Source organism: Devosia sp. Root436 (assembly GCF_001426345.1).
Lineage (GTDB): Bacteria > Pseudomonadota > Alphaproteobacteria > Rhizobiales > Devosiaceae > Devosia.
Genome location: NZ_LMEM01000014.1, coordinates 57,631 through 84,517 on the forward strand (window position 1 = coordinate 57,631; position 26,887 = coordinate 84,517).

The 26,887-nt window shown below is 65.3% G+C and carries 26 protein-coding genes and 1 riboswitch; of the genes, 17 read left to right on the plus strand and 9 right to left on the minus strand.

Annotated features, from left to right (window positions below; all coding sequences use genetic code 11):
* The first annotated feature begins 108 nt into the window (after positions 1-108).
* Together ASD04_RS16470 and ASD04_RS16475 are read left to right on the plus strand one after the other, a co-directional pair.
* Entirely contained in the window at positions 109-975 is an 867-nt protein-coding gene (locus ASD04_RS16470) for a TIGR01459 family HAD-type hydrolase (protein ID WP_056259414.1), read from the plus strand.
* Positions 972-1,955, plus strand: coding sequence for a bifunctional riboflavin kinase/FAD synthetase (locus ASD04_RS16475; RefSeq protein ID WP_244488347.1), 984 nt, complete (start codon positions 972-974; stop codon positions 1,953-1,955). The genes ASD04_RS16470 and ASD04_RS16475 overlap by 4 nt, the downstream gene beginning before the upstream one ends.
* Here the strand turns inward: ASD04_RS16475 and ASD04_RS16480 are convergent.
* On the minus strand, positions 1,945-3,051 hold the full coding sequence (locus ASD04_RS16480) for a helix-turn-helix transcriptional regulator (protein WP_056259416.1): 1,107 nt from the start codon (positions 3,049-3,051) through the stop codon (positions 1,945-1,947). The genes ASD04_RS16475 and ASD04_RS16480 overlap by 11 nt on opposite strands.
* Positions 3,052-3,202: 151 nt before the next feature.
* Here ASD04_RS16480 and ASD04_RS19760 point away from each other — a divergent pair, with 151 nt between their 5' ends.
* The 7 genes from ASD04_RS19760 to rsmD all read left to right on the plus strand — a co-directional run bounded on the left by ASD04_RS19760 (position 3,203) and on the right by rsmD (position 11,886).
* Entirely contained in the window at positions 3,203-3,532 is a 330-nt protein-coding gene (locus tag ASD04_RS19760) for a hypothetical protein (protein ID WP_200940285.1), read from the plus strand.
* Positions 3,533-3,536: 4 nt separating this feature from the next.
* Entirely contained in the window at positions 3,537-4,727 is a 1,191-nt protein-coding gene (locus ASD04_RS16485; protein WP_056259418.1) for a nucleotide disphospho-sugar-binding domain-containing protein, read from the plus strand.
* An 82-nt stretch (positions 4,728-4,809) separates the two neighbouring features.
* Complete coding sequence (gene ileS / locus ASD04_RS16490; protein ID WP_056259420.1) at positions 4,810-7,854, plus strand: isoleucine--tRNA ligase; 3,045 nt, start codon at positions 4,810-4,812, stop codon at positions 7,852-7,854.
* A gap of 184 nt (positions 7,855-8,038) precedes the next feature.
* Positions 8,039-8,602 carry a signal peptidase II gene (gene lspA, locus ASD04_RS16495; protein WP_056259422.1) on the plus strand — a complete coding sequence of 188 codons (564 nt, stop codon included), beginning with the start codon at positions 8,039-8,041 and terminating at the stop codon, positions 8,600-8,602.
* A gap of 84 nt (positions 8,603-8,686) precedes the next feature.
* Positions 8,687-9,394, plus strand: coding sequence for a hypothetical protein (locus tag ASD04_RS16500; protein WP_156461300.1), 708 nt, complete (start codon positions 8,687-8,689; stop codon positions 9,392-9,394).
* 119 nt (positions 9,395-9,513) lie between these two features.
* On the plus strand, positions 9,514-11,319 hold the full coding sequence (locus ASD04_RS16505; RefSeq protein WP_056259426.1) for a pseudouridine synthase: 1,806 nt from the start codon (positions 9,514-9,516) through the stop codon (positions 11,317-11,319).
* A 3-nt stretch (positions 11,320-11,322) separates the two neighbouring features.
* On the plus strand, positions 11,323-11,886 hold the full coding sequence (rsmD, locus tag ASD04_RS16510; protein ID WP_056259428.1) for a 16S rRNA (guanine(966)-N(2))-methyltransferase RsmD: 564 nt from the start codon (positions 11,323-11,325) through the stop codon (positions 11,884-11,886).
* A gap of 216 nt (positions 11,887-12,102) precedes the next feature.
* Here the strand turns inward: rsmD and ASD04_RS16515 are convergent, their stop codons facing one another.
* The 3 genes from ASD04_RS16515 to znuC form a co-directional block, all read right to left on the minus strand.
* A complete protein-coding gene (locus tag ASD04_RS16515; RefSeq protein WP_056259430.1) occupies positions 12,103-12,516 on the minus strand; it encodes a Fur family transcriptional regulator in 414 nt (137 codons plus the stop codon).
* Positions 12,506-13,324, minus strand: a complete 819-nt coding sequence (locus tag ASD04_RS16520; protein WP_056259432.1) for a metal ABC transporter permease — start codon at positions 13,322-13,324, stop codon at positions 12,506-12,508. The genes ASD04_RS16515 and ASD04_RS16520 overlap by 11 nt, the downstream gene beginning before the upstream one ends.
* Before the next feature lie 159 nt (positions 13,325-13,483).
* A complete protein-coding gene (znuC, locus tag ASD04_RS16525) occupies positions 13,484-14,332 on the minus strand; it encodes a zinc ABC transporter ATP-binding protein ZnuC (RefSeq protein WP_082531298.1) in 849 nt (282 codons plus the stop codon).
* A 104-nt stretch (positions 14,333-14,436) separates the two neighbouring features.
* Here znuC and ASD04_RS16530 point away from each other — a divergent pair, with 104 nt between their 5' ends.
* On the plus strand, positions 14,437-15,381 hold the full coding sequence (locus ASD04_RS16530; RefSeq protein ID WP_056259433.1) for a zinc ABC transporter substrate-binding protein: 945 nt from the start codon (positions 14,437-14,439) through the stop codon (positions 15,379-15,381).
* 183 nt (positions 15,382-15,564) lie between these two features.
* Here ASD04_RS16530 and ASD04_RS16535 read toward each other — a convergent pair whose 3' ends face one another.
* Complete coding sequence (locus ASD04_RS16535; RefSeq protein WP_056259435.1) at positions 15,565-15,960, minus strand: DMT family protein; 396 nt, start codon at positions 15,958-15,960, stop codon at positions 15,565-15,567.
* A gap of 64 nt (positions 15,961-16,024) precedes the next feature.
* Positions 16,025-16,279, minus strand: a complete 255-nt coding sequence (locus ASD04_RS16540; protein WP_056259437.1) for a DUF2164 domain-containing protein — start codon at positions 16,277-16,279, stop codon at positions 16,025-16,027.
* 94 nt (positions 16,280-16,373) lie between these two features.
* Here ASD04_RS16540 and ASD04_RS16545 point away from each other — a divergent pair, with 94 nt between their 5' ends.
* The 6 genes from ASD04_RS16545 (at position 16,374) to cobO (ending at position 23,815) form a co-directional block, all read left to right on the plus strand.
* A complete protein-coding gene (locus ASD04_RS16545; protein WP_056259440.1) occupies positions 16,374-16,973 on the plus strand; it encodes a hypothetical protein in 600 nt (199 codons plus the stop codon).
* 20 nt (positions 16,974-16,993) lie between these two features.
* A riboswitch (cobalamin riboswitch) is annotated at positions 16,994-17,208 on the plus strand.
* 34 nt (positions 17,209-17,242) lie between these two features.
* The gene (locus tag ASD04_RS16550) at positions 17,243-17,425 is read left to right on the plus strand and encodes a CbtB domain-containing protein (RefSeq protein ID WP_056259442.1); all 183 of its coding nucleotides are present in this window, start codon (positions 17,243-17,245) and stop codon (positions 17,423-17,425) included.
* A 23-nt stretch (positions 17,426-17,448) separates the two neighbouring features.
* Positions 17,449-18,213 carry a CbtA family protein gene (locus ASD04_RS16555; protein ID WP_056259445.1) on the plus strand — a complete coding sequence of 255 codons (765 nt, stop codon included), beginning with the start codon at positions 17,449-17,451 and terminating at the stop codon, positions 18,211-18,213.
* A complete protein-coding gene (gene cobW, locus ASD04_RS16560; protein ID WP_056259446.1) occupies positions 18,210-19,265 on the plus strand; it encodes a cobalamin biosynthesis protein CobW in 1,056 nt (351 codons plus the stop codon). The genes ASD04_RS16555 and cobW overlap by 4 nt, the downstream gene beginning before the upstream one ends.
* A gap of 3 nt (positions 19,266-19,268) precedes the next feature.
* Positions 19,269-23,177: a cobaltochelatase subunit CobN gene (locus ASD04_RS16565; protein WP_056259449.1), complete on the plus strand. Its 3,909-nt coding sequence runs from the start codon at positions 19,269-19,271 to the stop codon at positions 23,175-23,177.
* Positions 23,174-23,815 carry a cob(I)yrinic acid a,c-diamide adenosyltransferase gene (cobO, locus tag ASD04_RS16570; protein WP_056259451.1) on the plus strand — a complete coding sequence of 214 codons (642 nt, stop codon included), beginning with the start codon at positions 23,174-23,176 and terminating at the stop codon, positions 23,813-23,815. Before ASD04_RS16565 ends, cobO begins: the two co-directional genes overlap by 4 nt.
* Before the next feature lie 134 nt (positions 23,816-23,949).
* Here cobO and ASD04_RS16575 read toward each other — a convergent pair whose 3' ends face one another.
* Together ASD04_RS16575 and ASD04_RS16580 are read right to left on the minus strand one after the other, a co-directional pair.
* Positions 23,950-24,417, minus strand: a complete 468-nt coding sequence (locus ASD04_RS16575) for a hypothetical protein (RefSeq protein WP_056259455.1) — start codon at positions 24,415-24,417, stop codon at positions 23,950-23,952.
* 184 nt (positions 24,418-24,601) lie between these two features.
* Positions 24,602-25,501 carry a cation diffusion facilitator family transporter gene (locus ASD04_RS16580; protein ID WP_082531299.1) on the minus strand — a complete coding sequence of 300 codons (900 nt, stop codon included), beginning with the start codon at positions 25,499-25,501 and terminating at the stop codon, positions 24,602-24,604.
* 247 nt (positions 25,502-25,748) lie between these two features.
* Between ASD04_RS16580 and ASD04_RS19535 the strand changes: the two genes are divergently transcribed.
* Positions 25,749-26,168 carry a cobalamin biosynthesis protein gene (locus tag ASD04_RS19535; RefSeq protein WP_056259456.1) on the plus strand — a complete coding sequence of 140 codons (420 nt, stop codon included), beginning with the start codon at positions 25,749-25,751 and terminating at the stop codon, positions 26,166-26,168.
* On the opposite strand, the gene ASD04_RS16590 is transcribed toward ASD04_RS19535, so the two are convergent.
* Entirely contained in the window at positions 26,102-26,830 is a 729-nt protein-coding gene (locus tag ASD04_RS16590; protein ID WP_056259459.1) for a cobalt-precorrin-6A reductase, read from the minus strand. The genes ASD04_RS19535 and ASD04_RS16590 overlap by 67 nt on opposite strands.
* Positions 26,831-26,887 lie beyond the last annotated feature (57 nt).

Sequence of the window (26,887 nt, forward strand, 5' to 3'; positions counted from 1 at the left end):
CCGCCCTCATCGGACACCATGATACCAAAGCACATTGCCGTTTCCCCTTGATCCGCACCCCCAAGCTGCCACATAGAACGACCATCCTGTTCGCATCGGAATATCGCGATGACCAGTCCCCTGCCTGCCATCTCCGGCCTTGCCGATCTCGCCGGCCGCTACGATGCGGTGCTGAGCGATGTGTGGGGCGTCGTCCATAACGGCGTCGAGGCCTTTCCCTCTGCTGTCGCGGCGCTCGCCGAATTCCGCCAGGCCGGCGGCAAGGTGGTATTCATCACCAATGCCCCGCGTCCCTCCGGTCCCATAGTGGAAATGCTCGACCGGCTCGGCGTGCATCGCGGCGCCTATGACGCCATCGTGTCATCGGGCGACGCCACCCGCACGATGATTGCCAAATATCGCGGCAAGGCCATCCACCATGTCGGCCCCGCCACCGAGGATGATGCGCTCTACGAAGGGCTCGACGTGCGCCGCACCGGTGCCGACGAGGCCGAGGTCGTCGTGGTCACCGATCTCGATACCGACGACGACACGCCCGAAATGTACCGCACCCGCGCCCGCCTCTGGCTCAGCCGCAAGCTGCCGATGATCTGCGCCAATCCAGACCGCGTCGTGGAACATGGCGACAAGATCATCTATTGCGGCGGCGCGCTGGGCGATCTCTACGCCGCCATGGGCGGCATGGTGCTGATGGCCGGCAAACCCTACCAGCCTATCTACGAGGAGGCATTCCGCCTGGCCGAACAGGCTGCTGGCCGCCCACTCGACAAGTCGCGTGTCCTCGCCATCGGCGACAGCGTGCGCACCGATGCCACCGGCGCCGCCCAGTTCGGCATCGACCTGCTCTTTGTCACCGGCTCCATTCATGCCGCCGAACTCGACGCCTTCGGCAAGCCCGATCCACAGGCCATCGCCGACCTCGTCGCGCCCAGCCGCGCCCATATGGCCGGCTTCCTGCCGCGCCTCAGCTGGTGACCGATTTGACCGAATTCCTGCGCCTTTCCAGCCTCGATGCCGTCCCCGCCGCCCTGCGCGGCGCCTATGTGGCCATCGGCAATTTCGACGGCGTGCATCGCGGCCACCAGACGGTGCTGTCCACGCTCAAGGCCTGCGCCGCCCAAGCCGGCGTTCCCGCCATGGTTCTCACCTTCGAGCCGCATCCGCGCGACGTCTTCGCGCCGGCGCCCTTCATGTTCCGCCTCACCGATGGCGACGCCAAGGCGCGGCTGGCCGAGGCCCTGGGGCTCGACGCCATCGCCGTCCTACATTTCGACCGTGCCTTCTCCCAGATCGAGGCAGAGGATTTCGTCTCCCGTTTCCTGGTCGAGGCCCTTGATGTCACCGGCGTCATCGTCGGCGCCGATTTCCATTTCGGCCGCCAGCGCCGCGGCACGCCGACCTTCCTCAAGGCATCGGGCGAGGCGCAGGGCTTTGCCGTCGAAATCCTCGACCTGATGGATGAGGGCGACGAGGTCATCTCGTCCTCGCGCATCCGCGCCGCCCTTTCCGAAGGCGCCGTCACCGCCGCCAACCGGCTGCTCGGCTATCACTGGTTTTTCGATGGCTGCGTGGTCAAGGGCGACCAGCGGGGCAGGGAGCTCGGCTACCCCACCGCCAACACCATGACCCACTCCAATTTCCAGCTCGCCCAAGGCGTCTACGCCGTCCGCGCCCGTCTGGGTGCCCGCGTCTTCGATGGCGTCGCCGCCTATGGCAAGCCCATGTTCAACAACCAGCTGCCGCCCTTCGAAACCCATCTCTTCGATTTCGACGAGGACATCTACGGCCAGACCATCACGGTTGCCCTCATCGCCCATATCCGCGGCCAGGAAGTCTTTTCCGGCCTGGATGAGCTCATCGCCGCCATGAACCGCGACAGCGGCAAGGCGAGGGAAGCGCTGAGCAAGGCCCAGCCGCTGAGCGATTTGGACGCCAAGCTGGGCTTTATTCGCTAGAAGGGTGTTCGGGCTGCTCGTCGAGCAGCAGCCGCACCAGTTCGGCCTGGCGGCGTACGCCGGTCTTGTCGAAGATGGCGGTGAGCTGGCTGCGCGCCGTGGCCACCGAAATGCCGCGTTGCAAAGCCGCGGTCTTGCGGCCGCCGCTGCGCACGATTTCCCAGGCGAGGCTGGCCTCCGCCGGGGTCAGGCCATAGCGTTGCCGCAGTCTTTGCATCACCTGTTCCATCCGCGCATCGGGATCGGTGACGAAGATCATCGCCAGTTGCTGGGTAAAGCCTGGCCACCAGCTGCTAGAGGGGAAAGGCAGGCATTGCACCAGTAGCGGTGAGCGGCCTTCGCTTCTGGACACCTGCACCATGCCTTCGCCCACGACGACGATGCCGCGCGCGCATTGCCCGATCAGCCGCTCCAGCGCCGCTGTCTCGCGGCCTTTGCTGCAACTGAGCTGGCCGTCCTTCAGGATCAGCCCGTCGCCCTGCGCCACGATCCGCTCGGCGATGCCATTGGCGGTGCGGATCGCCCCGCCCGCCCCCACCAACAGCGCCCCGCGGTCGAGATATTCCAGCGCCGCGAAGGCGCCCATGCCCATCGATTGGGTCTCGTGCAGCAACTGGTTGAGCTGGAAGGCGCGGATCAGGTGCGGCGTCACCACCGTCAGCGTCCGCAGCGTCTCCGGTTCATATTCGTTGACCCCCGACACCATCAGCGTGGCGCGCCAGCCCTGCGAGGTGGCCAGGTTCAGCGCGGCGCCGTGCAGGTAGCGCTGTGGCACGCACCATTCGTTGTAGAAGTCACCGGCATGGAATGTGTCACGATCCAGCACCATGGAATCGACCACGGCCCGCCCGACCGGCGTGCTGTGCATTGCGAGCTGCATGGCGTTGCGGCGGTGATAGTGCTGGCTATAGCTGAGCACATAGTCCGGGTCGGTGTGGACCGATACCAGCAGCGGCACCTGTGCCGCGGTCTGGCCGCCCATGGTCGCGTCGCGGCTGCCGGTCGCATCGGCCAGCGATTTGAGTGCGCGTTGCCATTGCTCGGGATGAGCGCCCGCCTCGTAGATGTCTTCGATCAGCCCGAGGATTGCGTCCACAATGGCCTCCCTGGATGGGCGCCACCATTGGGCATTCTTTTGCGGCTTCGCGCAAGCTATTGGCGAATGAAAGCCAGTTCATCGAACATGTGTGCGATGCACTGGCCTGGGTGCCCCACATAGCGTCGGCTATCGCCAACAGGAGCTTGCTATGGCCAAGTCCATCCACCTTGCCGTCGCGGCGGCAGCCACACTCGCAGCGGCGTCAGCTCTGCCTGTGTCTGCCTCCGAAATCCAGGACGCTTACCGCGCCCATACGCGCCTCTGCATCGGGTTGTTTTTCACCGACAAGGATGCTCACACCGAGCTGTGCCTGCCCAACACTTCGGGCAATAGTCCAGCGCACGAAACCAGCGGCGGACCGGTCGTCGCTCCTCCCCCTCCGCCCCCGGTTGTCGTCGTCGTGACCCCACCACCACCACCGCCGGGTTGCACCGTGGTCCAGACCAATTGCGGCCCGGTCTGCAACTATCCGGCGTGATGCCATGCCCAGGGGCACCGGGCGCATCCTGCTGGCCTGGGAAGGCGGGGCAGGGCGCGGTCACATCGTTACGCTCAAAACCATCGCCGAGGCGCTCGGCGATGGTTTCGTGTTTGACGCCGCACTATGCCGGATGGAGCATGCGGGCGAGCTCGCGCCACTCTGCGAGCTCGCCTTTCCCAGCGCCTATCTCGGCTTCGACGCCACGCGGCGCCAGGCGGCGGGCAACCCCAACACGGCGACCTGGGCAGAGTTTCTCGGCGACCTGGGCTTTGCCGACAGTGGCCGGCTGATCGGCCAGATCGAGTGGTGGCTCGCCGCCATCCAGGCGCGCCAGAGCAGTCTGATGGTTGGCGATTTCTCGCCTATCGCCATGCTGGCGGCGCGGATCGCCGGCATTCCTATGGCCGCCGTCGGCACCGGCTACTCCACGCCACCCGCCGGCATGGATGCGTTTCCCGTCCTGCTGGAGGAGCACACGACACGCATTTATCGGGAAGCGGACCTCCTGGCCGCCGTCAACGCCGCCATGCAGCATTTCGGCCAGCCCGGATATGCCCGCTTCTCCGATATCTATGGCGCCGCCGTTTCTATGCCGCGCACCATAGCCGCACTCGATCCCTATGGCCCCTGGCGCAGCCAGCCCCTGCTGCCGCCACTGAATGAGGCACTGCCGCGCGGCAGCCATGGCGGCGACGAGGTGTTCATCTATTTCTCGACCGATGAGCGCAACGACCCCGCGCTGATGGAGGCTATCGCCGGGCTCGATCTGCCCACCCGGCTCTACATGCCCGGTATCGGCGACGAGCTGGCAGGCCGGCTTGGCGCTGGCGGCGTCATCATCGAGAAGAGTCCGGTTCCGCTGGAGCTGATCGCCGAGCGCAGCCGCGTGATGCTGCATGCCGGCCAGCATGGCAGTCTCTGCATGGCGCTTGGCCTGGGCCTGCCGCAGGTCGCTTTCCCGCAGCATCTCGAGCATCTCTACCATGCGCGCCGGGCCGCACAGCGCGGCACGGTTACGGTGTTCCAGCGCACCGAGCGCGATGTGGCTGCGATCCGCCAATCCATCCGCGGCGTCCATGCCGATGCGGACCTTGCCCGGCGCGCCATTCTGCTGTCGGATGAGCTCTATCCGAGCCTCTTCGGCGATATCGCTGCGCTGGTGCGTGGCCGTCTGCTGCCGTTGCTGGACTGATCGGGCGAAATCACCCTTTGCCCCTTCCGCCTCCCCTTGCTACAACGCGCCGCAAATCCTCCCTTTTCCGATTGCCGTTTCCATGACCGATACCGCCACGGGCGCCACCGAAACCGATTATTCGGCTACGCTTTTCCTGCCGGAAACCAATTTCCCCATGCGCGCCGGGCTGCCCGAGCGCGAGCCGGGCTGGCTCAAGCGCTGGGAAGAGATGGATATTTACGCCCTGCAGCGCGAGCAGGCCAAGGACCGGCCGCTCTTCACCCTGCATGATGGCCCGCCCTATGCCAATGGCAACATCCATATCGGACACGCCCTCAATAAGACGCTGAAGGATCTCGTCGCCCGCTCCATGCAGATGCTGGGCTACAACTCGGCCTATGTGCCGGGCTGGGACTGCCACGGCCTGCCCATCGAATGGAAGATCGAGGAACAGTACCGCGCCAAGGGCAAGGACAAGAACGACGTCCCCGTCGTCGAATTCCGCCAGGAATGCCGCACCTTTGCCGAGCAATGGGTCGATATCCAGCGCGAGGAATTCAAACGCCTCGGCGTGCTGGGCGAGTGGGACAATCCCTACCTCACCATGAGCTTCGACGCCGAAGCCCAGATCGCCCGCGAGCTGATGAAGGTGGCGACGACGGGTCAGCTCTATCGCGGCTCAAAGCCCGTCATGTGGTCAGTGGTCGAGCGCACGGCGCTGGCCGAGGCCGAGATCGAATATGCGGATTACGAGAGCGACACGATCTGGGTGAAGTTTCCTGTATCAAGGATACTCACCGTCGCGTCCGCCGCAAAAGAAGGTGCTGTGCCGAGCGCGGCGGAGCTAGCCATCGAACGGCGAGAGCACCTCACTGGCGCTAGCGTTGTGATCTGGACCACCACGCCCTGGACGATCCCAGCCAACAGAGCGATCTCCTATTCCTCCAAAATAGCGTACGGCGTCTATGAAGTGACGAAGGCCCCGGACGGCAACTGGGCCCGCGTCGGCGAAAAGTACATCGTAGCCGACAATCTAGCCGCCGAAGTCTTCGCCAAGGCAAAGGTTGAGGAGTCGGTACGACTGCAAGGCATTCCTGCTTCCGTCATGGCAGGTCTGTCGTGCCATCACCCCCTTCGCGGTCTGGCCGGCGGATACAATTTTGACGTCCCCCTCCTCGATGGCGAACACGTCACCGACGACGCCGGCACGGGGTTTGTTCACACCGCTCCGGGCCACGGCCTCGATGACTTCGGGATCTGGATGGACTCCGCTCGTCTGCTGAATGAGCGCGGCATCGACACCGCCATCCCCTATGTCGTCGGCGACGACGGTTTCTACACCTCCGAAGCCCCCGGCTTCGAAGGCGCCCGCGTCATCGACGACAACGGCAAGAAGGGCGATGCCAATAACCGCGTCATCGCTGCCCTCGCCGAGCGCAACGCCATGGTCGCCCGCGGCCGCGTCAAGCACCAATACCCCCATTCCTGGCGCTCCAAGAAGCCGGTGATCTTCCGCAACACCCCGCAATGGTTCGTCTATATGGACCGGCCCATCGCCTCTTCCCCTTCTCCCCTTGAGGGAGAAGGTGCCCGAAGGGCGGATGAGGGGTCTCTTCCCGACACCCTCCGCGCCCGCGCCCTTGCCGCCATCGACGCCACCAAATTCTATCCCGCCGCCGGCCAGAACCGCCTGCGCGCCATGATTGCTGATCGCCCCGATTGGGTGCTCAGCCGCCAGCGCGCCTGGGGCGTGCCGATCACGGTCTTCGTCCACAAGGCGACCAACGAAATCCTCAAGGACGACCAGGTCAATCACCGCATCGCCCAGAGCTTCGAGGAAGAAGGTGCCGACGCCTGGTACAAGCCCGGCGCTGCCGCCCGCTATCTCGGCGAAACGCGCAGTCCCGATGACTACGAGATGGTCACCGACGTTCTCGACGTGTGGTTCGATAGCGGCACCACCCATTCCTGGGTGCTGCGCAACAAGCAGAAATGGCCGCATCTCAAATTCCCGGCCTCGATGTATCTTGAAGGCTCCGACCAGCATCGTGGCTGGTTCCATTCCAGCCTGCTTGAATCCTGCGCCACCAATGGCTTCGCCCCCTATGACAGCGTGCTGACGCATGGCTTCACCATGGATGGCGAGGGCCGCAAGATGAGCAAGTCGCTGGGCAATGTCGTCGCCCCGCAGGAGATCATTCGCCAATACGGCGCCGATATCCTGCGCCTCTGGGTCGCCTCGTCCGACTATTCGGAAGATTTACGCCTCGGCAAGGAGATCATCCAGACCACGGTCGACAGCTACCGCAAGCTGCGCAACACGCTGCGCTGGCTCTTGGGCAATATCGCCCATTACCAGCCGGGTGACGAAGTCCCCTTCGCCGACATGCCCGAGCTTGAACAGTTGATCCTGCACCGCCTGGCCCAGCTCGATGAGCAGGTGCGTGGCGCCTACAAGGAATACGACTACCGCAAGGTCGTGACCCTGCTGACCAACTTCATGAATATCGAGCTCTCGGCCTTCTATTTCGATATCCGTAAGGATGCGCTCTATTGCGACCCGATCTCCTCGGTCCGCCGCAAGGCCGCGCTCACGGTGCTGCATCACCTGTTCGATTGCCTCACCGCCTGGCTCGCGCCCATCTTGGTCTTCACCATGGAAGAGGTCTGGCTGGAGCGTCATCCCGAGGCCGGTTCATCGGTCCACTTGCGGCTCTTCCCAGAAGTGCCGCGCGACTGGCTCAATGATGATCTCGCCAGCAAATGGACGCTGATCCGCGCCGTGCGCCGCGTCGTCACCGGGGCGCTCGAAATCGAGCGTCGCGAAAAGCGTATCGGTTCCTCGCTTGAGGCGGCGCCGAAAGTGTTCATCACCGATGAGCGCTATCTGACGGCTCTGGCGGGCGAAGACCTGGCCGAGATCGCCATCACTTCGGCTATCGAGATCGGCAATGCCGACGCACCGTCCGAGGCCTTCACGCTCGACGATGTCCCCGGCGTCGCCGTGGTTCCGGCCCTCGCCCAGGGCACCCGCTGCGCCCGCTCGTGGAAAATCCTCCCCGAGGTCGGCAGCGACGCGGACTATCCCGACGTCTCCCTGCGCGACGCGCAAGCCCTGCGCGAACGCGCGGCGGCGGGGCTGTAATGATAGGGCTAACACCCTCTTCCCCTCGCCCCTTGAGGCAGAGGGATAGGAAATCCGCGTTCAGCGGATTTTCGAGGGTGAGGGGTGCTGCGCTCTCCCATGCTTGGATGCTGGTGGAACCAACCCCTCATCCGCCCTTCGGGCACCTTCTCCCTCAAGGGGAGAAGGGAGGGGTGGATTCTGTATGAACCTCCGCGCACTCGCCACCCCCTCAACCTACATTTCCCTCACCACCGCCATCCTCGCCTTCGGCCTCGATCGCGCCCACAAGGCGTTCCAGGTCTCGGCCGATTGCGTTGCCGCCGGCGCGGCCCCCTGCGTCGAAGTCTTCACCAGCTATGTCCCGTTCTCCATGACCGGCTGGCGCGGCGGCGAGATTGTCCGCGTCACCGATTTCTTCGACTATGTCCTGGTCTGGAATACCGGCATTTCCTATGGCCTGTTCGATGGCCTGCCAGTCTGGGCCCTCGGCGTGGTCATGCTGGTCGCCATCGTCGCCCTCTCCATCTGGTGGTTGCGGGCCGATTCCGCGCTGATCCGCCTCGGCCTCGCCTTCTGCATCGGCGGCGCCCTCTCCAATGCCATCGACAGGCTGATCTACGGCGCCGTGGCCGATTTCTTCCACCTCCACTGGGGCAACTGGTCGTTCTACATCTTCAACCTTGCCGACGTGGCCATAACTGTCGGCGTCATCCTGCTGATCGCCGATCTCATCGGCCTGGGCCGGCCACGCAAGTCGGCCGCCTGACCTGCTGGAACATGTTGCCGCCAGAATCTGGTCTTAGGCGGCATTATGCGCTATAAGCGCCGCCGACATCTCGAAGGACGTTTCATGCGTATTGGTTTGACCGGGCAGCAGCCTGCTCCTGGAGTGACTACCCGGATTGGATTGGCGTCGCTCGGCCTGGTGCTGGCGCTGGCGCTGGGCGCCTGTACCACGGTGGAAGGCACCAATGCGCTGACCGATTTCGGCACCTTTGAGCGCGAGGTCATGACGACCACCGCGCGCGGTGTCGGCCTGCTCCCCGGCGAGACGCCCAAGGAAGATATCACCACCGCCCGCGCCCCGCTGGTGCTGCCGGCCAGCGGCCAGGCCTTGCCGCCACCGGCGCCGGAAGCGGCCGTTGCACAACTGCCCACCGATAGCGACAGCGTCCAGATCGATGCCACCAATCTCACAGAGGCCGATATCCAGCGCCTGCGCAATGCCAAGGTCGTCGACCTGAGTTCGGTTTCCGGTCGCCCGCTGACCGAGCAGGAAACCCGCATGCTGGTCGCCCGCATGCAGGCGCACAATGCCGACGTGAGCACGGTCAACGGCAAGCGTCCGCTCTACCTGCCGCCCGAGGAATATTTCACCCGCGTTGGCAGCGCCGACCTGGTCTGTGCCGCGCCCAATGGCGAGCTGGTTTCGCTCAACGATCCCAAATGCCCTGAATCGGTGCGCAAGGCCATCCGCGCCACCTATACCTCGCCGGGCGCCTCATCCAGTTCCGGTCCCGGTGTCGGGCTGACCGACGACGAGATCACGCTCGACTGACGGTTGCCGTCGGTTTCACGTTTCCAAGCGGCCGGATCATCCGGCCGCTTCGCCTTTTCCGCGCCGCCCGCCCGAGCTTTCTCGCGCATATGGGTCCCGCATGACATGAAAGAATCGCCATGAGCGACACTGCTCCCGCCAAACCCGATACCGGCGACCGTCTCGCCAAGGTCATTGCCCGCTCCGGCCTCTGCTCCCGTCGCGATGCCGAGGTGTGGATTACCGCGGGCCGCGTCGTCGTTAACGGCAAGAAGGTGCTGACGCCCGCCTTCAACGTCACCGATCGCGACAAGATCATGGTCGATGGCGCTCCGCTCGCCGCCCGCCAGGGCACCCGCGTCTGGCTCTATCACAAGCCGGCGGGCCTCGTGGTCACCGAGAAGGATCCCGAGGGTCGCGAGACCATCTTCCAGCATCTCGAAGCCCACGGCCTGCCGCGCGTCGTCACCGTAGGGCGCCTCGATATCAATACCGAAGGGCTGCTGCTGCTGACCAATGATGGCGGCCTCAAGCGCGTCCTCGAACTGCCCGCCACCGGCTGGCTGCGCCGCTATCGCGTGCGCGCCCACGGCACCGTCACCCAGGCGGCGCTCGACAAGCTCAAGGACGGCATCGAGATCGACGGCATCAAATACGGCGCCATCGAAGCCACGCTCGAGCGCGAGCAGGGCGCCAATGTCTGGCTCGTGCTGGCTTTGCGCGAAGGCAAGAACCGCGAGGTCAAGAATGTCCTCGGCGCCCTCGGGCTCGAGGTGAACCGGCTGATCCGGGTCAGCTACGGTCCGTTCCAGCTTGGCGATATTCCGGTCGGGGGCGTCGAGACCATCAAGGCCAAGATGCTGCGCGACCAGCTCGGCAAGAAGCTCGCCGATGCCGCCGACGTCGATTTCGACAGCGAGATGCCGGCCGAAGCCAATGCCCTGGTCGGTAAGCCGACCCGCGATCGCCTCACCGGCCGCGGCACCAATACGGTCGAAATCGCCCGCCAGCGTTTCCGCTTCACCGATGGCGCCGAAAAGACCGAGCAGGAAATTCGCGAGGAACGCCCCCGCCAGGATCGCCCCGGGCGCTTCGACAGCCGTAAGCCGGTTTCCAGGCGCGAAGAATCGCGTGACGACGAATATGCTCCGCCGCCCCGCCACATCTATTTCGACGAGGATGGCCGCGCCCCCGAGGAATTCGTGCAGAAGCGCGGTCCCAAGGCCTTCACCCGCCGCGATCCCGATGACCAGCCCGCCAGCACCTTCGGCAAGCGCCCACCGCGCCCGGCCGGCGGCGGAAAGTCCCTGGGGGACAAGAAGCCCTTTGGCGAGAAGAAGAGCTTCGGCGACAGGAAACCCTTTGAAAAGAAGCCGTTCGGCGACAAGACCCGTGGTCCGCGTCGTGACGATGAGCGCCGTCTGGCCGGTGCTCGTGCCGGTGCCGAGCGCAGTGAACGCCCCGGCAGGTCCTTCGGCGATCGCCCGCGCGCTCCGCGCCCGGAAGGCGGGGCTCGCCCGCCGCGTGATCGTGAGTTCGCCGGCACTCCGCGCGGTCCGCGTCGCGGCGATACTGCTGCCGCCGAGCGTCCCGCCTATACGCCGCGCGTTCGCCCCGATAGCGAGCGTGGCAAAGGCGCCGCCTTCAAGGGCGAGGCCAAGCGCCCCGGCCGCAATTTCTCGGAGAAGTCCAAAAGCTTCCGCCCCGAAGGCAAGCCAGGCCGCCCCGCCGGCGGCCGCCCGACACGTCCCGGCCGCGACGAATTCGGCTCCGAGGCCAAGACCTATGGCAAGCCGCGCATGCGCGCCGACGGCAAGCCCATGCCCAAGCGCGACGGCGCGGCGCCCGCCCGCGGCCCGCGTCCTGGTGGCAAGCCGGGCGGGAAGCCGGCTGGCCGTCCCACTGGTGGCGCCCGCCCGAGCGGCCCGCGTCGTCCCAAGGCATAGGCTATGCGCATCGTCGCCGGCAAATTCCGCGGCAAGCAACTGACCTCCCCGTCGGACGATTCCATTCGCCCGACGGCCGACCGCGTCCGCGAATCAATGTTCAACATCCTCGCCAGCCGCCTCGGCCCGGTGTTTGAGGGCATCCGCGTGCTCGACCTCTTCGCCGGCACCGGGGCGCTGGGCCTCGAAGCCCTGTCGCGCGGCGCCAGCCACGTCACCTTCGTCGATACCGGCGCCGAAGCCCGCGGTCTCATCCGCGACCATATCGAGGCCTTCGGGGCAGGGGGCATCACCAAGCTGCTGCGCCGCGACGCCACTGATCTCGGCACGCCCGGCACTTTCGGTCAGTTCGACCTGGTCTTCCTCGATCCGCCCTATGGCAAGGGGCTGGGCGAACAGGCATTGGCCCACATCGCCGCCAATGGCTGGCTGGCCCCAGGCGCGACCATCGTCTTCGAGGAAAGCGCCGACGCGGCGGTAGAAATCCCCGAGGGTTTCACCCTGGACGACCGCCGGCAATATGGCGCGGCGGCGGTGCATTTTCTGAGGTTTGGGGAAGAGTCCTAGCGGGCGACCGCATATGCGGAGCGACCGGCTTCATCGGTTCCACTGAGCGTGGCTCCCTCTCCCCTGAAGGGAGAGGGTGGGGTGAGGGGTTCAGTGCTGGTGAAATGCACGGTGCCTTACATAGCGCTGAACCCCTCACCCGACCCTTTGGGCCGACCTCTCCCCTGAGGGGAGAGGTAGCTTCCTGGGCCTGCTGTCAGGAGCAACATCGCGCTCTCAGGCCACCCCCGCACAAGCCCCGCACTTCCCCCGGATTTCCATCGTCGTCCGCTCCACCCTGAACCCCTTCGCACCGGCCCAGTCCCCCAGCCGCTCCTCGATCACGGCATCGGCGAATTCATCCACCTTCCCGCACCCTTCGCAGATCGCAAATGCGATCAGCCCCTTGCGGTGGCAAAGCGCGTCAGCGCAGGCCACGAACGCATTGAGGGACTCCAGCCTGTGCGCCAGCCCGCGTTCCACCAGCTTGTCCAGCGCCCGATACACCTGCAAAGGCGCCCGCAGGCCATCTGCCCGCAGCTTGTCGAGAATGTCATAGGCGCTCAGCGGCCCTTCCGAATGGTTGAGCGCGCCCAGCACCAGCCCCTGGTTGCGCGTCAGGTCGCCGGGAACGTCGTGGCTATGTGCCATGGGGAACTCTCCTGCCGAACAGTCGCGAGACGGGAACCGTCAGCGACACAAGGAATATGACCAGCGCCATCACCACGATCGAAGGCCCCGAAGCGGTGTCCCAGGTCCGCGATCCGAACAGGCCTCCCACGACCGCGATAGCGCCCAGCACCGCGGCCACCGCCGCCATCATTTCCGGCGTCGCGCTCAACCGCCGCGCTGTCGCCGCGGGGATGATCAGCAGCGAGGTGATCAGCAGCACGCCCACCAGCTTCATGGCAATGGCGATGACCGATGCCATCAGGATCATCAGCACCAGCCGGCTCGTCTCCGGCCGCAGGCCCTCGGCCTCCGCCAGTTCCGGGCTCACCGTAGACGCCAGCAGCGGCCGCCATGCCAGGATCAATATGGCGAGAATGGCCACCCCGCCACCATAGATGATGACGATGTCCTCCACCGACACGGCGAGAATGTCCCCGAACAGGAACCCCATCAGGTCGATGCGAACCGTGGTGAGAAATCCCACCAGCACCAGCCCCACCGCCAGCGTCGAATGGCTCAGGATCCCCAGCAGCGCATCGGTCGACAGCGTTGCCTGTTTTTGCAGCACGATCAGCGCCCCGGCCACCAGAGCCGCCACCGCAAACACCCCAAGCGTCATATTCATCGACAGGATGATCGACAGCGCCACCCCGAGCAGCGCCGAATGCGCCATCGTATCCCCGAAATACGCCATCCGCCGCCACACGACAAAACACCCCAGCGGCCCCGCCACCAAGGCGAGCCCGATGCCGGCAATGAGGGCGCGGGAGAAATAGTCACCGAACATCGCGTACCCCCTCCCGAGCTGCGCTAGGCCTGCGGCGAAGCTGCGCTACCCTCCCCTCAAGGGGGAGGGTGATATCGAGGGTGTGGCACAAGCATGCCAATGGCACCGCACGCACCCTCCCCCTTGAGGGCAGGGCAAGCAGAGCTTGGCGCGCAGCGCCTAGCGGCGCTCGGGAGGGGGTATTTGCCCCCGCCAAAAACTCAACGCCCATGACTGTGTCCCCTCATGCTCATGCGTATGGCCATGCGCATGCCCCTCTGCCACCACACACCCATCGTCATGATGCTCATGGTCGTGATGGTGCTCGTAGATCGCCAGCGTATGCGCCGCCCGTTCCCCGAACAGCTTGAGATATTCGGGGCTCCGCTTTACCGCGCTCGGCGTGCCGCGGCAGCACACATGCCCGTTGAGGCAGATCACCGTATCGGTCTCCGCCATCACCACATGCAGGTCGTGCGAAATCATCAATATCCCGCTCCGCGTCGTATCGCGGATTTGCCGCACCAGCTCATAAAGCGCCACTTCCCCGGAAAAATCGACGCCCTGCACCGGCTCATCCAGCACCAGCAGGTCGGGCTTGCGGATCATCGCCCGGGCGAACAGCACGCGCTGGAATTCCCCGCCCGACAGCTCCTGCACCGCCGCCTTGCGCAGCCGCGCCGCACCCACCGCCTCCAGCGCCGCGTCGATATCGGCAGGCGCATGCCGCCCGGTCAGCGTCATCAGCCGCTCCACCGTCAGCGGCAAAGTCCAGTCGATGCTCAGCTTCTGCGGCACATAGCCGATGCGCAGCCCCGGCTGCCGGGTCACCGTTCCCGTGGTCGGCTTCAGCACGCCGGTCGCCAGCTTGGCCGTGGTCGATTTGCCCGACCCGTTCGGCCCGATCAGCGTCACGATCTCGCCCCGCGCTATGGTCAGGTCCACCCCGCTGACCAGCGTGCGACCGCCCCGGCTCACGCCGGCATTGCTGAGCGTGATCAATGTTTCTCTCGGCACGATGGCGTTCATTGCGGCCTGCCTGGAAATTTCTGCGAACGTCCCTTGACGCCCTTCAATACGTTATAGCATAACACTGCCGCAAGCGTAATAACATAACATATCACGAGGTCGCCATGAAACTGTTCGCCCCCTTCGCCCTGCTGGCCACCGCGCTCCTCACCACCGCCGCCATGGCGGCCCCCAGCGTGGTGGCCTCTATCAAGCCGGTGCATTCGCTGGTGGCTGCGGTCATGGCCGGCGTTGGCGAACCCACCCTCATCGTCAAGGGCTCCGCCTCGCCCCACACCTACGCCCTCAAGCCCTCCGACGCCGGCGCCCTCGAAGCCGCCGATATCGTGTTCTGGACCGGCCACGGCATGGAACTGTTCCTCGGCGACGCGCTCGAAACCCTGGCCACTCGCGCCACCGTGGTCGAACTCGCCGATTCCCCCGGCATCACCCTGCTCCCCGTCCGCGAAGGCGGCGCCTTCGAGGCCCACACTCACGAAGGCGAGGATCATGAGCACGAAGACCACGATCACGATCATGACCACGACGAGCATGGCGAGGGCGACATGCACTTCTGGCTCGATCCGGAAAACGCCAAGCTGATGGTCGCCCAGATCGCCACGACGCTTGCCGGGGCCGATCCGGAAAATGCCACCACCTATCAAGCCAATGCCGAAGCCGAACAGATCAAGCTCGATGAACTCGAAGCCGAGCTCGCCAGGACGCTGGCCCCCGTCGCCGACAAGCCCTTCATCGTCTTCCACGACGCCTATCAGTATTTCGAAGCCCGCTTTGGCCTCGACGTCGCCGGTTCGGTCACCGTCACGCCCGACGTCATGCCCGGCGCTGCCCGCATCGACGAACTCAAGGCAAAGGTTGCCTCCCTGGGCGCCACCTGCGTCTTCGCCGAACCCAATTTCAAACCCACCATCATCGGCGCCATCACCGAAGCCAGCAGCGCCAGATCAGGCGTGCTCGACCCCGAGGGCGGCGCCCTCACCGAAGGCGCGGACCTCTATCCCAACCTGCTGCGGGGCCTCGCCACCAGCCTGGTGGATTGCCTGGACTAGAGGGTATCGCAAGCGATCTGCCTTGGGAACTCATGAGCACTAGCACACCCGATGTCATCCCGGCGAAGGCCAGGATCCATCCTGAGGTCTATCCGCGTCCAGACGAGGCTGAGCTATTTCAAGATGGATTCCGGCCTTCGCCGGAATGACACCGTGATTGAACCAAATGCGGAAACACCATTGCTACTTGATCGGCCCCTTGAAGATGAAAAACGCCCCCAGCGCGATCAGCCCGAAGCCGAGCCCGTGGTTCAGCGTCAGCTTCTCGCCGAAATAGAACACGGTGAACACCGCGAATACCGAGAGCGAAATGACTTCCTGGATGGTCTTGAGCTCGGAGGGCGAATAGACCGCTTCCCCGATCCGATTGGCCGGCACGGCCAGCCAATATTCGAAAAAGGCGATGCCCCAGCTGATGAGCACCGCCGCCCACAGCGCCGATGTCGGCCATTTCAGGTGCCCATACCAGGCAAAGGTCATGAAAACATTGGAAGCAAGCAGCAGCCCGATCGGGGCCAGGGTAGCGAAGTTGAAGCCCAAGGCTTCCTCCTGAGGACCATATTCCTCGTCATTACCCATCGTGTCATTCCCGCGAAAGCGGGAATCTCTCTTTCCGGCAATTGTAAGAGAGATTCGCGCCACCTCAGCGCAAATGCTTGGTCGGCTGCTCCAGCCCGAAAATCTCGTCGGTGAGGCTGTCCATCCGCTCGCGGATCAGCCCCTGCGCGTCATAGAGCCCGCGGTTGTAGAAATAGGCGCCCATCTTGTCGACGAAGAACATCATCAGCATTTCCGCCGGAATGGCGCCGATATCCTGGTCCAGCTCCTCGCGGAAATAGTCCTGGATTTCGCCGGCAATGGCCTTGGTTTCCTCGCGGCTGAACTTGATCGGCTTCATGGCGGAAATCTCCTTTCAGCTCCCGTTCATAACGCGAGTCGCTGATTGCAGATGTCTGCCCTTAAGGGCAGTCTGGGCCACAAGAGGAGAAATCATGCTTGCCCGCGCGTCGTTTTTCGCAGCACTCGCCGTCTCCACGCCAGGCTTTGCCGAGGAGATCGCCTGCGAGGGTGTCTTCGGTATCGACAGTTCCGAGGCCCGCCTTATCGAGATCTACGGCGCCGATAATGTCGTCACCGGCATCGTGCCGGGTCCCGAAGGCACGGAAATGCTGGCCACGACGGTCTTCCCCGATGATCCCAAGCGCAGTCTGCAATTCGTCTGGTGGAACGAGGAGGCGCTGAGCGATCCCAGCTATGTCGAGCTGCCCGCCAAGCTCTCCGCCCCCGGCGGCGTTCACATCGGGCAGCCCCTGGCCGAGGTCGAGGCCATCAATGGCGAGCCCTTCACGCTGCTGGGCTTCGGCTGGGACTACGGTGGCAGCGCGGGCTTTGAAACGGGCGCTTTGTCCGGCTTGCCCGACGGCTGCATTCTCAACGTCCGCTTCGAATATGGCGAGTCTCCCGAAGGGCTCGATACCCTGCCGGCCATGGGCGACAAGGAGCTTTCCTCCAACGATCCCCTGCTGGCGCAGATGCAGGTGCGGCTCTATGCCGTCTCCATCGGCTATCCCCATCCAGATTTCCGCGATTGACCCCGACCCCTTCGCGGGCGTAACTCTGGACCTGTGTTGGTTCCCCGCGTCCGCTGCGGCAAGGGGATCAAAAGGGAACACGGTGCGACGTACCCATCAGGGCGCAAAACCGTGGCTGCCCCCGCAACTGTAAGCGGTGGGCCTCCTCAATCAGCCACTGATCCATCGGGTCGGGAAGGCGAGGGGGCTGCCATCACCGCGAGCCAGGAGACCTGCCGGCACATGAACCGAGCTGAACGCTCATCTATTCCGTGCACGGAGGGTGCCACATGAATACCACGACCGCCTCGACTGGCCTCCAGTCTCTCTCGATTTCCCAGCGCATCATTGCCGGTTCCCTGGCGATTCTGCTCGGGCTGACGCTTCTCGTTGGCACCGGCTTTGCGGGCGATTTCCGCCTGCATAACGGCGCCCACGACACCCGCCACGCCATGGGCTTCCCCTGCCACTAAGGGCAGGTTTCAGGGAAATCGAAATGATCCGCAATCTGTTTGCCGCTGCGCTTCTCGCAGCCCTTTGTGCTGGCCTCGTCACGGCCGCCCTCCAGCATTTCCGCGTCACCCCGCTCATTCTCCACGCCGAGACCTTCGAGGGTGAAGGCGGACACAGCCACGGCGCCGAGCCCGTTGCCGCCGACCACGAACATGCCGCCGGCACGCCCCAGCATGAGCATGACGCCATCGCCACCACCGCAGCCGAGCCCGAGGAATGGGCCCCGGCCGATGGTTTTGAGCGCACCGCCTATACCACCCTGGCCACCGTCCTCGCCGCGGCCGGCTTCGCGCTGGTCATCGGCGCCGTCTCCATGTTTGCGGGCGTGCCCATCACCTTCGCCAATGGCTTTCTCTGGGGCATTGCCGGCTTCGTCACCTTCTCGTTGGCCCCGGCCTATGGGCTGGCGCCCGAACTGCCCGGCATGCCCGCCGCCGATCTCGGTGCCCGCCAGGTCTGGTGGGTCGGCACGGCCCTCGCCACCGGCGCCGCCTGCCTGCTGCTGGCCAAGACCCGCGCCGGATGGGCCTTCGCCGTCGCCATCGCTTTGGTCGCCATCCCCCACATCATCGGCGCCCCCGCCGCGCCCGATGAGCCGAGCGCCGTTCCCGCCCACCTCGCCACCGAATTTGCCGCCATCACGCTCGGCACGTCGCTGGTGTTCTGGCTGGTCCTCGGGACTGTCTTCGGCAAGCTCAATGACGTTTTTGCTGCTCGCAGCAGCGTTCCCAACGGGGTGCCCGCATGACCAAGATACCCACAACCGTCATCACCGGCTTCCTCGGCGCCGGCAAGACGACCCTGGTGCGCCATCTCCTGGCCCACGCCCCCAAGGGCAAGCGCATCGCGCTCATCATCAACGAATTCGGTGACCTCGGCGTCGACAAGGATATCCTCGCCGGCTGCGGCGACGAAACCTGCCGCGAAGAGGATATGGTCGAGCTTTCCAACGGCTGCATCTGCTGCACCGTGGCCGACGAGTTCATCCCCACCATGCAGGCGCTGCTGGCCCGCCCGGAAAAGTTCGATCACATCGTCATCGAAACCTCGGGTCTCGCGCTGCCCCAGCCGCTGATCCGCGCCTTCAACTGGCCCGAGATCAAGGCCCAGGTCACCATTGACGGCGTCGTCACCGTCGCCGACGCCTCGGCCCTTGCCGAGGGCCGGTTCGCGTCCGACGAAGCCGCCGTCGATGCCCAGCGCCGCCAGGACGAAATGCTCGACCACGAAACGCCTTTGGGCGAACTGTTCGAGGACCAGCTTTCCGTGGCCGACCTCGTCGTCGTCAACAAGGCCGACCTCGTCGACGACGCGACTCTCGACAAGGTGGAAGCCAATCTGCGCGCCGAAATGCGCCCCGGCGTCGGCCTCATCCGCGCCCGCAACGGCCATGTCGATATCGCGGCCCTGCTCGGCATGGGCATGGGCAGCGAGGACGATATCGCCAACCGCCCCAGCCACCACGAACTGGAGCATGGTGGCGAGACCCACGAGCACGACGATTTCGACAGCTTCTCCATCCGCATACCCAGCGTGAACAGCAAGGCCGACCTGCTCGCGGTCATCGAACAGACCATCCGCGACCACGACGTCCTGCGCCTCAAGGGCTTCGCTGCCGTCCCCGGCGCCGCCGCGCGCCTCGCCATCCAGGCCGTCGGGCCCCGCGTCACCGCCTATTTCGACCGCCCCTGGAAAGACGGCGAAGTTCGCGACACGGCCCTGGTCGTCATTGGCGAACAGCCGCTCGACCGCGCGGCCATTACGCAGAGCCTGCAGAAAGCAGCGGCGCTCGCCGCCTGACAAATGCACCTCCTCTCCGCCCAGGCCGGCGCCATCCAGCAGGAAGGCGAAGCCATCGATCTCAACCAGCGCCCCGGGGCGCTGGTCTTTGCCTCATCGGCCGATAGCGAACTGGCCATGCTGGCCGGCGCCGCCGACCGGGCAGGGGAGTTCCAACTCCGCCTCGCCAACACGCTGCGCCTTTCCAACAATCTTTCGGTCGATCTGTGGCTGGAAAAGACCGTCGCCCAAGCGCGCCTCGTCGTCCTCCGTCTCATCGGCGGCGCCGCCTATTTCCAATACGGCGTCGACGAACTCACCGCCCTCTGCGCCAACCACAAAATTCCCCTCGTCCTCCTCCCCGGCGACGCCAACCCCGACCCCATCCTGCAATCCCGCTCCACCATCCACCCCGGCGACTGGACCCGCCTCCACAACCTCTTCACCGCAGGCGGCCCCGACAACGCCGATACGATCCTCAAAGCATTCGCAAAGCTAGCGGCTCCTTCCCCTTCTCCCCTTGAGGGAGAAGGTGCCCGAAGGGCGGATGAGGGGTCTCTTGCTTCCCTTCACCCCCAACCCTTCGCCCGCTTCGGCCTATGGCACCCCAAGTCGGGCATGACCGACGAACCCGGCCTGCGCGCGCTCCATGGCAGCGCCACCTACATCCCCATCCTCTTCTACCGCGCCGCCCTCGAAGGCGCCGGCACCGCCACCATCGCCGCCCTCATCACCGAGCTCGAAACCCAGGGTCTCGCCCCGGTCCCGCTCCTCGTCTCCTCCCTCAAGGAAGCCGCCTGCGCCCGCTTCGTGCAGAACGCGCTCGCGGCCTTCCCGCCCGCCGCCATCTTCAACCTCACCGGCTTCGCCCTCGGCATCGACAGCCTCGATGAAAAGTCCAACCCCTTCGCCACATCAGACGCCCCCGTCATCCAGCTTATCCAGTCCGGCCGCTCCGAGGCCCAGTGGCTCGCCGACAGCCAGGGCCTCTCCTCCAAGGACATGGCGATGTTCCTCGTCATGCCCGAAGTCGACGGGCGTCTCGGCGGCCTCATCGTCGGCCACAAGGCCGACGCCGTCTGGCACGAGCGCTGCCAGGTTCCCCTCACCGCCTACACCCCCAACCCCTCCGGCATCACCCGCGCTGTAGCCTTGGCGAAAAACTGGTCCCGCCTCCGCGCCACCCCGCGCGCCGAGCGCCGCATCGCCATTGTCCTCGCCAACTACCCCATCCGCGACGGGCGGTTGGCGAATGGCGTCGGCTACGACGCCCCTGAATCCACGGTGCGGATGCTGCAGGAACTGGACAAGGCGGGCTACACCCTCTCACCTCGCCCCTTCGGGGAGGGGTCGGCGGCGCAGCCGCCGGGTGAGGGGGCCTTCCCTTCGGACGCCGTCAGCCTCATGGCCGCCCTCCAATCCGGCCCCACCAACGCCAATCCCCAGCGCGGCTCATCCCCCGCTATCCTCCCGCTCGCCCGCTATCGCGAACTCTTCGCCAAGCTCCCAGCCAAAATCCGCACCGAAGTCACCGCCCGCTGGGGCGATCCCGCGACCGATCCCTTTATGCGCATCGAGGCAGGCGCAGACCACCTGATTACAAATCAGGTGTTCCATCTCCCCGCCCTTATCTTCGGCAACATCACCATCCTGCTCCAGCCCGCCCGTGGCTACCACGTCGATGAAACCGCCAGCTACCATGACCCGGCCCTGGCCCCGCCCCACGCCTATCTCGCCGCCTATCTCTGGCTGCGCCACGACTTCGGCGCCCATGCCCTGATCCACAATGGCAAGCATGGCACGCTCGAATGGCTTCCCGGCAAGGCCACCGCGCTCGATGAAGCCAGCTATCCCGACGCGCTCTGGGGCCAGTTGCCCCATCTTTATCCCTTCATCGTCAACGACCCCGGCGAGGGCACCCAGGCCAAGCGCCGCGCTGGCGCCGTCATCATCGACCACCTCGTGCCCCCGCTTACCCGCGCCGAAACCTATGGTCCCCTCAAGGACCTCGAGGCGCTGCTCGACGAGTATTACGCCGCCTCCGGCATGGACCGCCGCCGCCTGGCCGACCTCCGCCGCCACATCCTCGATTTCGTCAGCGACACCAGGCTCGACCGCGATATCGGCCTGCCCGAGGACGAGACGGCCGCCCTCATCAAGATCGACAACTTCCTCTGCGACCTCAAGGAAGCCCAGATCCGCGACGGCCTCCACATCTTCGGCCAATCGCCCCAAGGCAATCTCGAACGCGACCTCGCGGTCGCCCTTGCCCGCGTCCCCCGCGGCGACGGGGCAGGGGAGGCCTCCCTCATCCGCGCCCTGGCCGATGACCTCAAGCTCGGCTTCGATCCGCTGACCGCCAAGCTCGGGACGCCGTGGACGGGGCCCACCCCCACCCTCATTCTCTCGCCACACGGGGGAGGGAAGCCCGCTCAGAGTCTCCCCAAGAATTCTGAAGGTGCGGCCCCCTCGCCTCCCTCCCCCTTGTGGGGAGGGATTGAGGGTGGGGGTGGGCCACGCACTCTGGGCGATGTGGTGGAACATCTCGAAAATCTGGCCGGCGCCCTCGTCGACGGCACTCTCTCGCCCGCCCCCGACTGGACCGCCAGCGCCGCCGTCCTCGCCACGGTGCAATCCACCATCCGCCCCCGCCTCGCCGCCTCCGGTCCAGCCGAAATCGCCGCTCTCCTCGCCGGCCTCGATGGCAAATTTATCGCCCCCGGGCCCTCCGGCGCCCCCTCGCGCGGCCGCCTCGACGTCCTGCCCACCGGCCGCAATTTCTATTCCGTGGATTCCCGCGCCGTCCCCACGCCCACAGCCTGGGAACTCGGCAAGAAATCCGCCGAAAGCCTCGTCCTCCGCCACCTGCAGGATCACGGTCACCATCTCCGCGCCGTCGCCCTCTCCGTCTGGGGTACGGCCAATATGCGCACCGGCGGCGACGACATCGCCCAGGCCCTGGCGCTGATCGGCGCCCGCCCCACCTGGGACCCCGGTTCGCTCCGCGTCTCCGGCTACGAAATCATCCCGCTGGCCAAGCTCGGCCGCCCCCGCGTCGATGTCACCCTGCGCATTTCAGGCTTTTTCCGCGACGCCTTCCCGGCACAGATTGCCCTGTTCGACCGCGCCATCCGCGCCATCGGCGCCCTGGACGAACCCACCGAGGACAACCCCATCGCCGCCACCATGCGCTCGGACGCAATCGGGCTCCTCGCTGCCGGCGCCGACGAAGCCGCCGCCGGCCACCGCATCTTCGGCTCCAAACCCGGCACTTATGGTGCCGGCCTCAACGCCATGATCGACTCCGGCGCCTGGTCCGCCAAGTCCGACCTCGCCACCCGCGCCCTCGACTTCGGCCAATACGCCTATGGCGCCAAGGACGCCGGCACCCCACAGCGCGACCGTTTTGCCGCCCGCCTATCCGATATCGACGCCGTCATTCACAACCAGGACAATCGCGAGCACGACCTGCTCGACTCAGACAATTACTACCAGTTCGAAGGCGGCCTTTCCGCCGCCGCCGAAAGCCTCACCGGCGCAAAGCCCGCCGCCTATCACAACGACCACTCCCGCCCAGAGCGCCCGCTGATCCGCACGCTGGAAGAAGAGATTTCCCACGTCATCCGCTCCCGCGTGGTCAATCCAAAATGGATCGCTGGCATGCAGCGCCACGGCTATCGCGGCGCTTTCGAAATCATCGCCACCGTCGATTTCATGTTCGCCTTCGCCGCCACCACCGGCGCCGTAAAAACCCACCATTTCGACCTGGCCTTCGAAGCCTTCGTCGAGGACGATGCAGTGCGCGACTGGCTCAGATCCGCCAACCGGCACGGCTATGACGAACTGATCGCCAAATTCAACGAAGCCCGCCAACGCGGCCTCTGGGTGCCGCGCTCCAATTCCGCTTTCGCCTATCTGGAGGACGCCAATTGACCGACAAACCAGCCAAAAAAACCGACCTGATGACCGAGGCGGAGCGCGACGCCTACCATGCCGAGAAAATGAAGAAGAAGCGCGAGGCGCGGAACAAGATTCTCGCCACCAAGACCCAGGAAAAGGGCCTGCTGATCGTCCATACCGGCAAGGGCAAGGGCAAATCCACCGCCGCTTTCGGCATGGTCTTCCGCGCTTTGGGCCACGGCTTCAAGGTCGGCGTCGTGCAATTCGTCAAGGGCGTCTGGGAAACCGGCGAGCGCGACGTGCTCGACAAATTCCCCGATCTCGTCACCATCAATGCCATGGGCGAAGGCTTCACCTGGGATGTCGCCGACCGCCAGCGCGACCTCGCTGCCGCCCGCAAGGCCTGGGACCAGGCCAAGGCGCTGATATCAGATCCGAGCTACAAGCTGGTCCTGCTCGACGAACTCAACATCGTCCTGCGCTACGATTATCTCCCGCTTGAGGAAGTGGTCGACTTCCTGGCCAACAAGCCCGCTGACAAGCACGTCATCGTCACCGGCCGCAACGCCAAGGACGAAATCATCGAAATCGCCGATCTCGTCACCGAAATGACCGAAATCAAGCACCACTTCCGCGCCGGCGTGAAGGCCCAGAAGGGCATCGAGTTCTAGGGCCAAGGCCCGCTGAGCGTGGACTCCCTCTCCCCTCAGGGGAGAGGGTGGGTGAGGGGTTCAGTGCTGGTGAAATGCACAGTGCCCAACGCTGCGCGCCGACCTCTCCTCTCAGGGGAGAGATGTGACGCCCCTCAGCAATTCCCCCGCAAACTCCCCACCAGCTTCTCCACCACCCGGTCCATCTCCGAGGCATCGGTCACCGAATAGTCCATCCGGAATGCCGCATAGCTCGTCCCGTCACACAGCAGCACCATGCGCTGGTAGAGGATCCGGAATCCCTTGATCGCCGACCAACTGGCCCAGCGCGGCGTGACCGCCTGATAGGTCGTGTTCCACGCCTCCGCTTCGCTCCAGGCCATGCGCTGGCTCACTTCGTCCTCGAAGCTCCCGGTCAGGTTCCCGCCCCACACCGTCAGATAGCTCGGGTTACGCCCACCCGCGAACGTCGCGCCATCGCCATTCTCGCTCTCTCCTTGGCTGCTGAAACCGGGCGGAATATCCACGCCATAGCCGAACCGATCATTGTCATAGTGGTCCCAGCCCTGCGCGAAAGCGGGGGCGGCGAGGAGGGTGAAAAGGGCAATGAGCAGAATACGCATCCCCGAATCCTGCCTGCGTCGCAGGTTGGGTGCAAGTCACGAAAATCTCGATGTCATTCCGGCGAAGGCCGGAATCCATCCTGAGATAGCGCAACGTCCCCGGGTGCGGATAGACCTCAGGATGGATCCCGGGCTTCGCCGGGATGACATCGCGTAAGCAGGAAGAGGCCAGAAGGCCTCCGCCTCAAACCACCACAATCCCCGCATGCTTGGCCTTCTCCTCCGGCTCCACATGAATGGTGATCAGCACGTCCTTTACCGTCTCGCGCAGCTTGGCCTCGATCCTGTCGCAGATGGCATGCGCCGCATCCACGCTCATCGCTCCGGGCACGACGAGGTGGAAATCGATGAAGGTCATCTTTCCCGCCTGCCGCGTGCGCACGTCATGCGCCTCGATGGCGCCCTCGGCATTGGCGGCGATCACCTCGCGGATGGTCTTTTGCGTCTCGACCGGCACCGCCACATCCATCAGCCCGCCCACGCTCTGCCGGATCACGCCCCAGCCCGACCACAGGATATTGAGCGCCACCAGCCCGGCCAGCACCGCGTCGAGCACGGCCCAGCCGGTAGCGAATACCAGGCCCAGCCCCACCAGCACGCCAATGGTCGAAACCACATCGGTCATCAGGTGCTTGCCATCGGCCTCCAGTGCCGGCGAGCGTACCGTCCGCCCATGCCGGATCAGCACATAGGCCCAGATTACATTGATCGCGGTGGCGACCACGCTCACCGCCAGGCCCTGCACCGGCGCCTCCGGCAGTTCCGGCGCCATGAACCCCAGCGCCGCCTCGCGCAGGATCAATATCGCCGCCACGATGATCATCACGCCCACGATGACCGCCGAGAAATATTCCGCCTTGTGATAGCCATAGGGCAGGGCGGCATCGGCCGGCTTCTGCGCCAGCCGCACCGCGATCAGCGCCACCACGGCCGTCACCACATTGACGATCGATTCCAGTGCATCCGAATAGAGCGCGATCGACCCGGTTGTGGTCCAGGCCAGGAATTTCAGCCCGAGCACGATCAGCCCCACGAGCAGGCTCGCTCCGGCAATGGCCAGCGTTCTGTTTGCGGTGATGCTCACGTCAGGGGTTCCGGTATGGCTGTCCCCAGCCCATAGACCCACGTGTTGCTCGCAGCAAGTCCTTGAATTTGCAAATCATTTTCAGAAGCATTCCGATCTGGATCGCCCCAGCCGCAAGCCATTGATTGACCACGCGCTTCCCCCCGCCTACAACGAATTCGCGCAGCGTTCCCGCGATGGAACTGAAACAGAATTCGGTGCGGTCGACCCAATCAGGGGACCAAGTCCGAACTGCACGAGGCGAGAGATGACGCAACTATCGGGACGCATCGTCGCCGGAATCGGCTTTGCCAGCGCCGCCACGGCCGATGAGGTGATCGGCCTGATCGAGGCCAGCCTCGCCGAGGCCGGTCTGGCCTCCGGCCACCTTGCCGCCATCGCCACCCACAGGCGCAAGCTGGGCACCATGCTGCCGCTCAGCGTCGCCGCCCATTTCGGCGTGCCGCTGCGCCTGCTTGATGACAGGGACTTGCCGATGCTCGGCCTTGCCGAAGGTGCCGCCGCCGCCGCCGGCCCACTGCGCCTGGGCAAGCGCAAATCGGCCTATGCCACCTGCGCCTTGGCCGATTGCCGCCCCGGCTTCACCATCGCCGCCTTCGGTCAGCCGCCGATATCCAGCGCCGCGATGGCCTCGTCGAGGCTCGCCACTTCATTGGCCGGGCCATAGACCGGCCGCGCGATCATGACCACCTTGACCCCCAATTGCTTTGCCGCTTCCAGCTTGGCCGCGGTCTGTCCGCCGCCCGAATTCTTGGTGACCAGATGAGTGATCCCCTCGCGCTTCATCAGCGCCACTTCGTCGCTCACCGAATAGGGCGGCCGCGTCTGCAACAGGCTGGCATGCCGTGGCATCTCCATGGCCGGCGCTTCGATCGTCCGCACCACGAATTGGCAATCGTCCCGCTCGAGGAAATGTGCCAGTCCCGTATGCCCGGTGGTCAACAGCACATCGGCATTGGGTGGCAGCGCCGCCGCCGCCTCGGCCACGGTCTCCACCGTAGTCCATTCCGCGCCGATCTGCTGCTCCCATGCCGGCCGCATATAGCGCACCAGCTTCACCCCCGCCTGCTGCGCCGCCGCCACCGCATTGATGGAAATCAGCCCCGCATAGGGGTGGGTCGCATCCACCAGCCGCTCGATTCCCGCCACCTTGAGATAGGCCGTCAGCCCCGGAATCCCGCCGAACTTGCCCATGCGCAATCCGCCCTCGGGGAGCTTGGGGTCCTGCGTGCGCCCCGCCAGCGAGGTCGTCACCTCATGCCCCATCGCCACCAGCCGATTGGCCAGCTCCCGCGCCTCGCCCGTGCCGCCCAGGATCAGGATTTTCATAGCTCTAGCGGTGCTCCTTTTCGTCAATGTGCCCATTCGGGCCGAGGCCGACAAGAG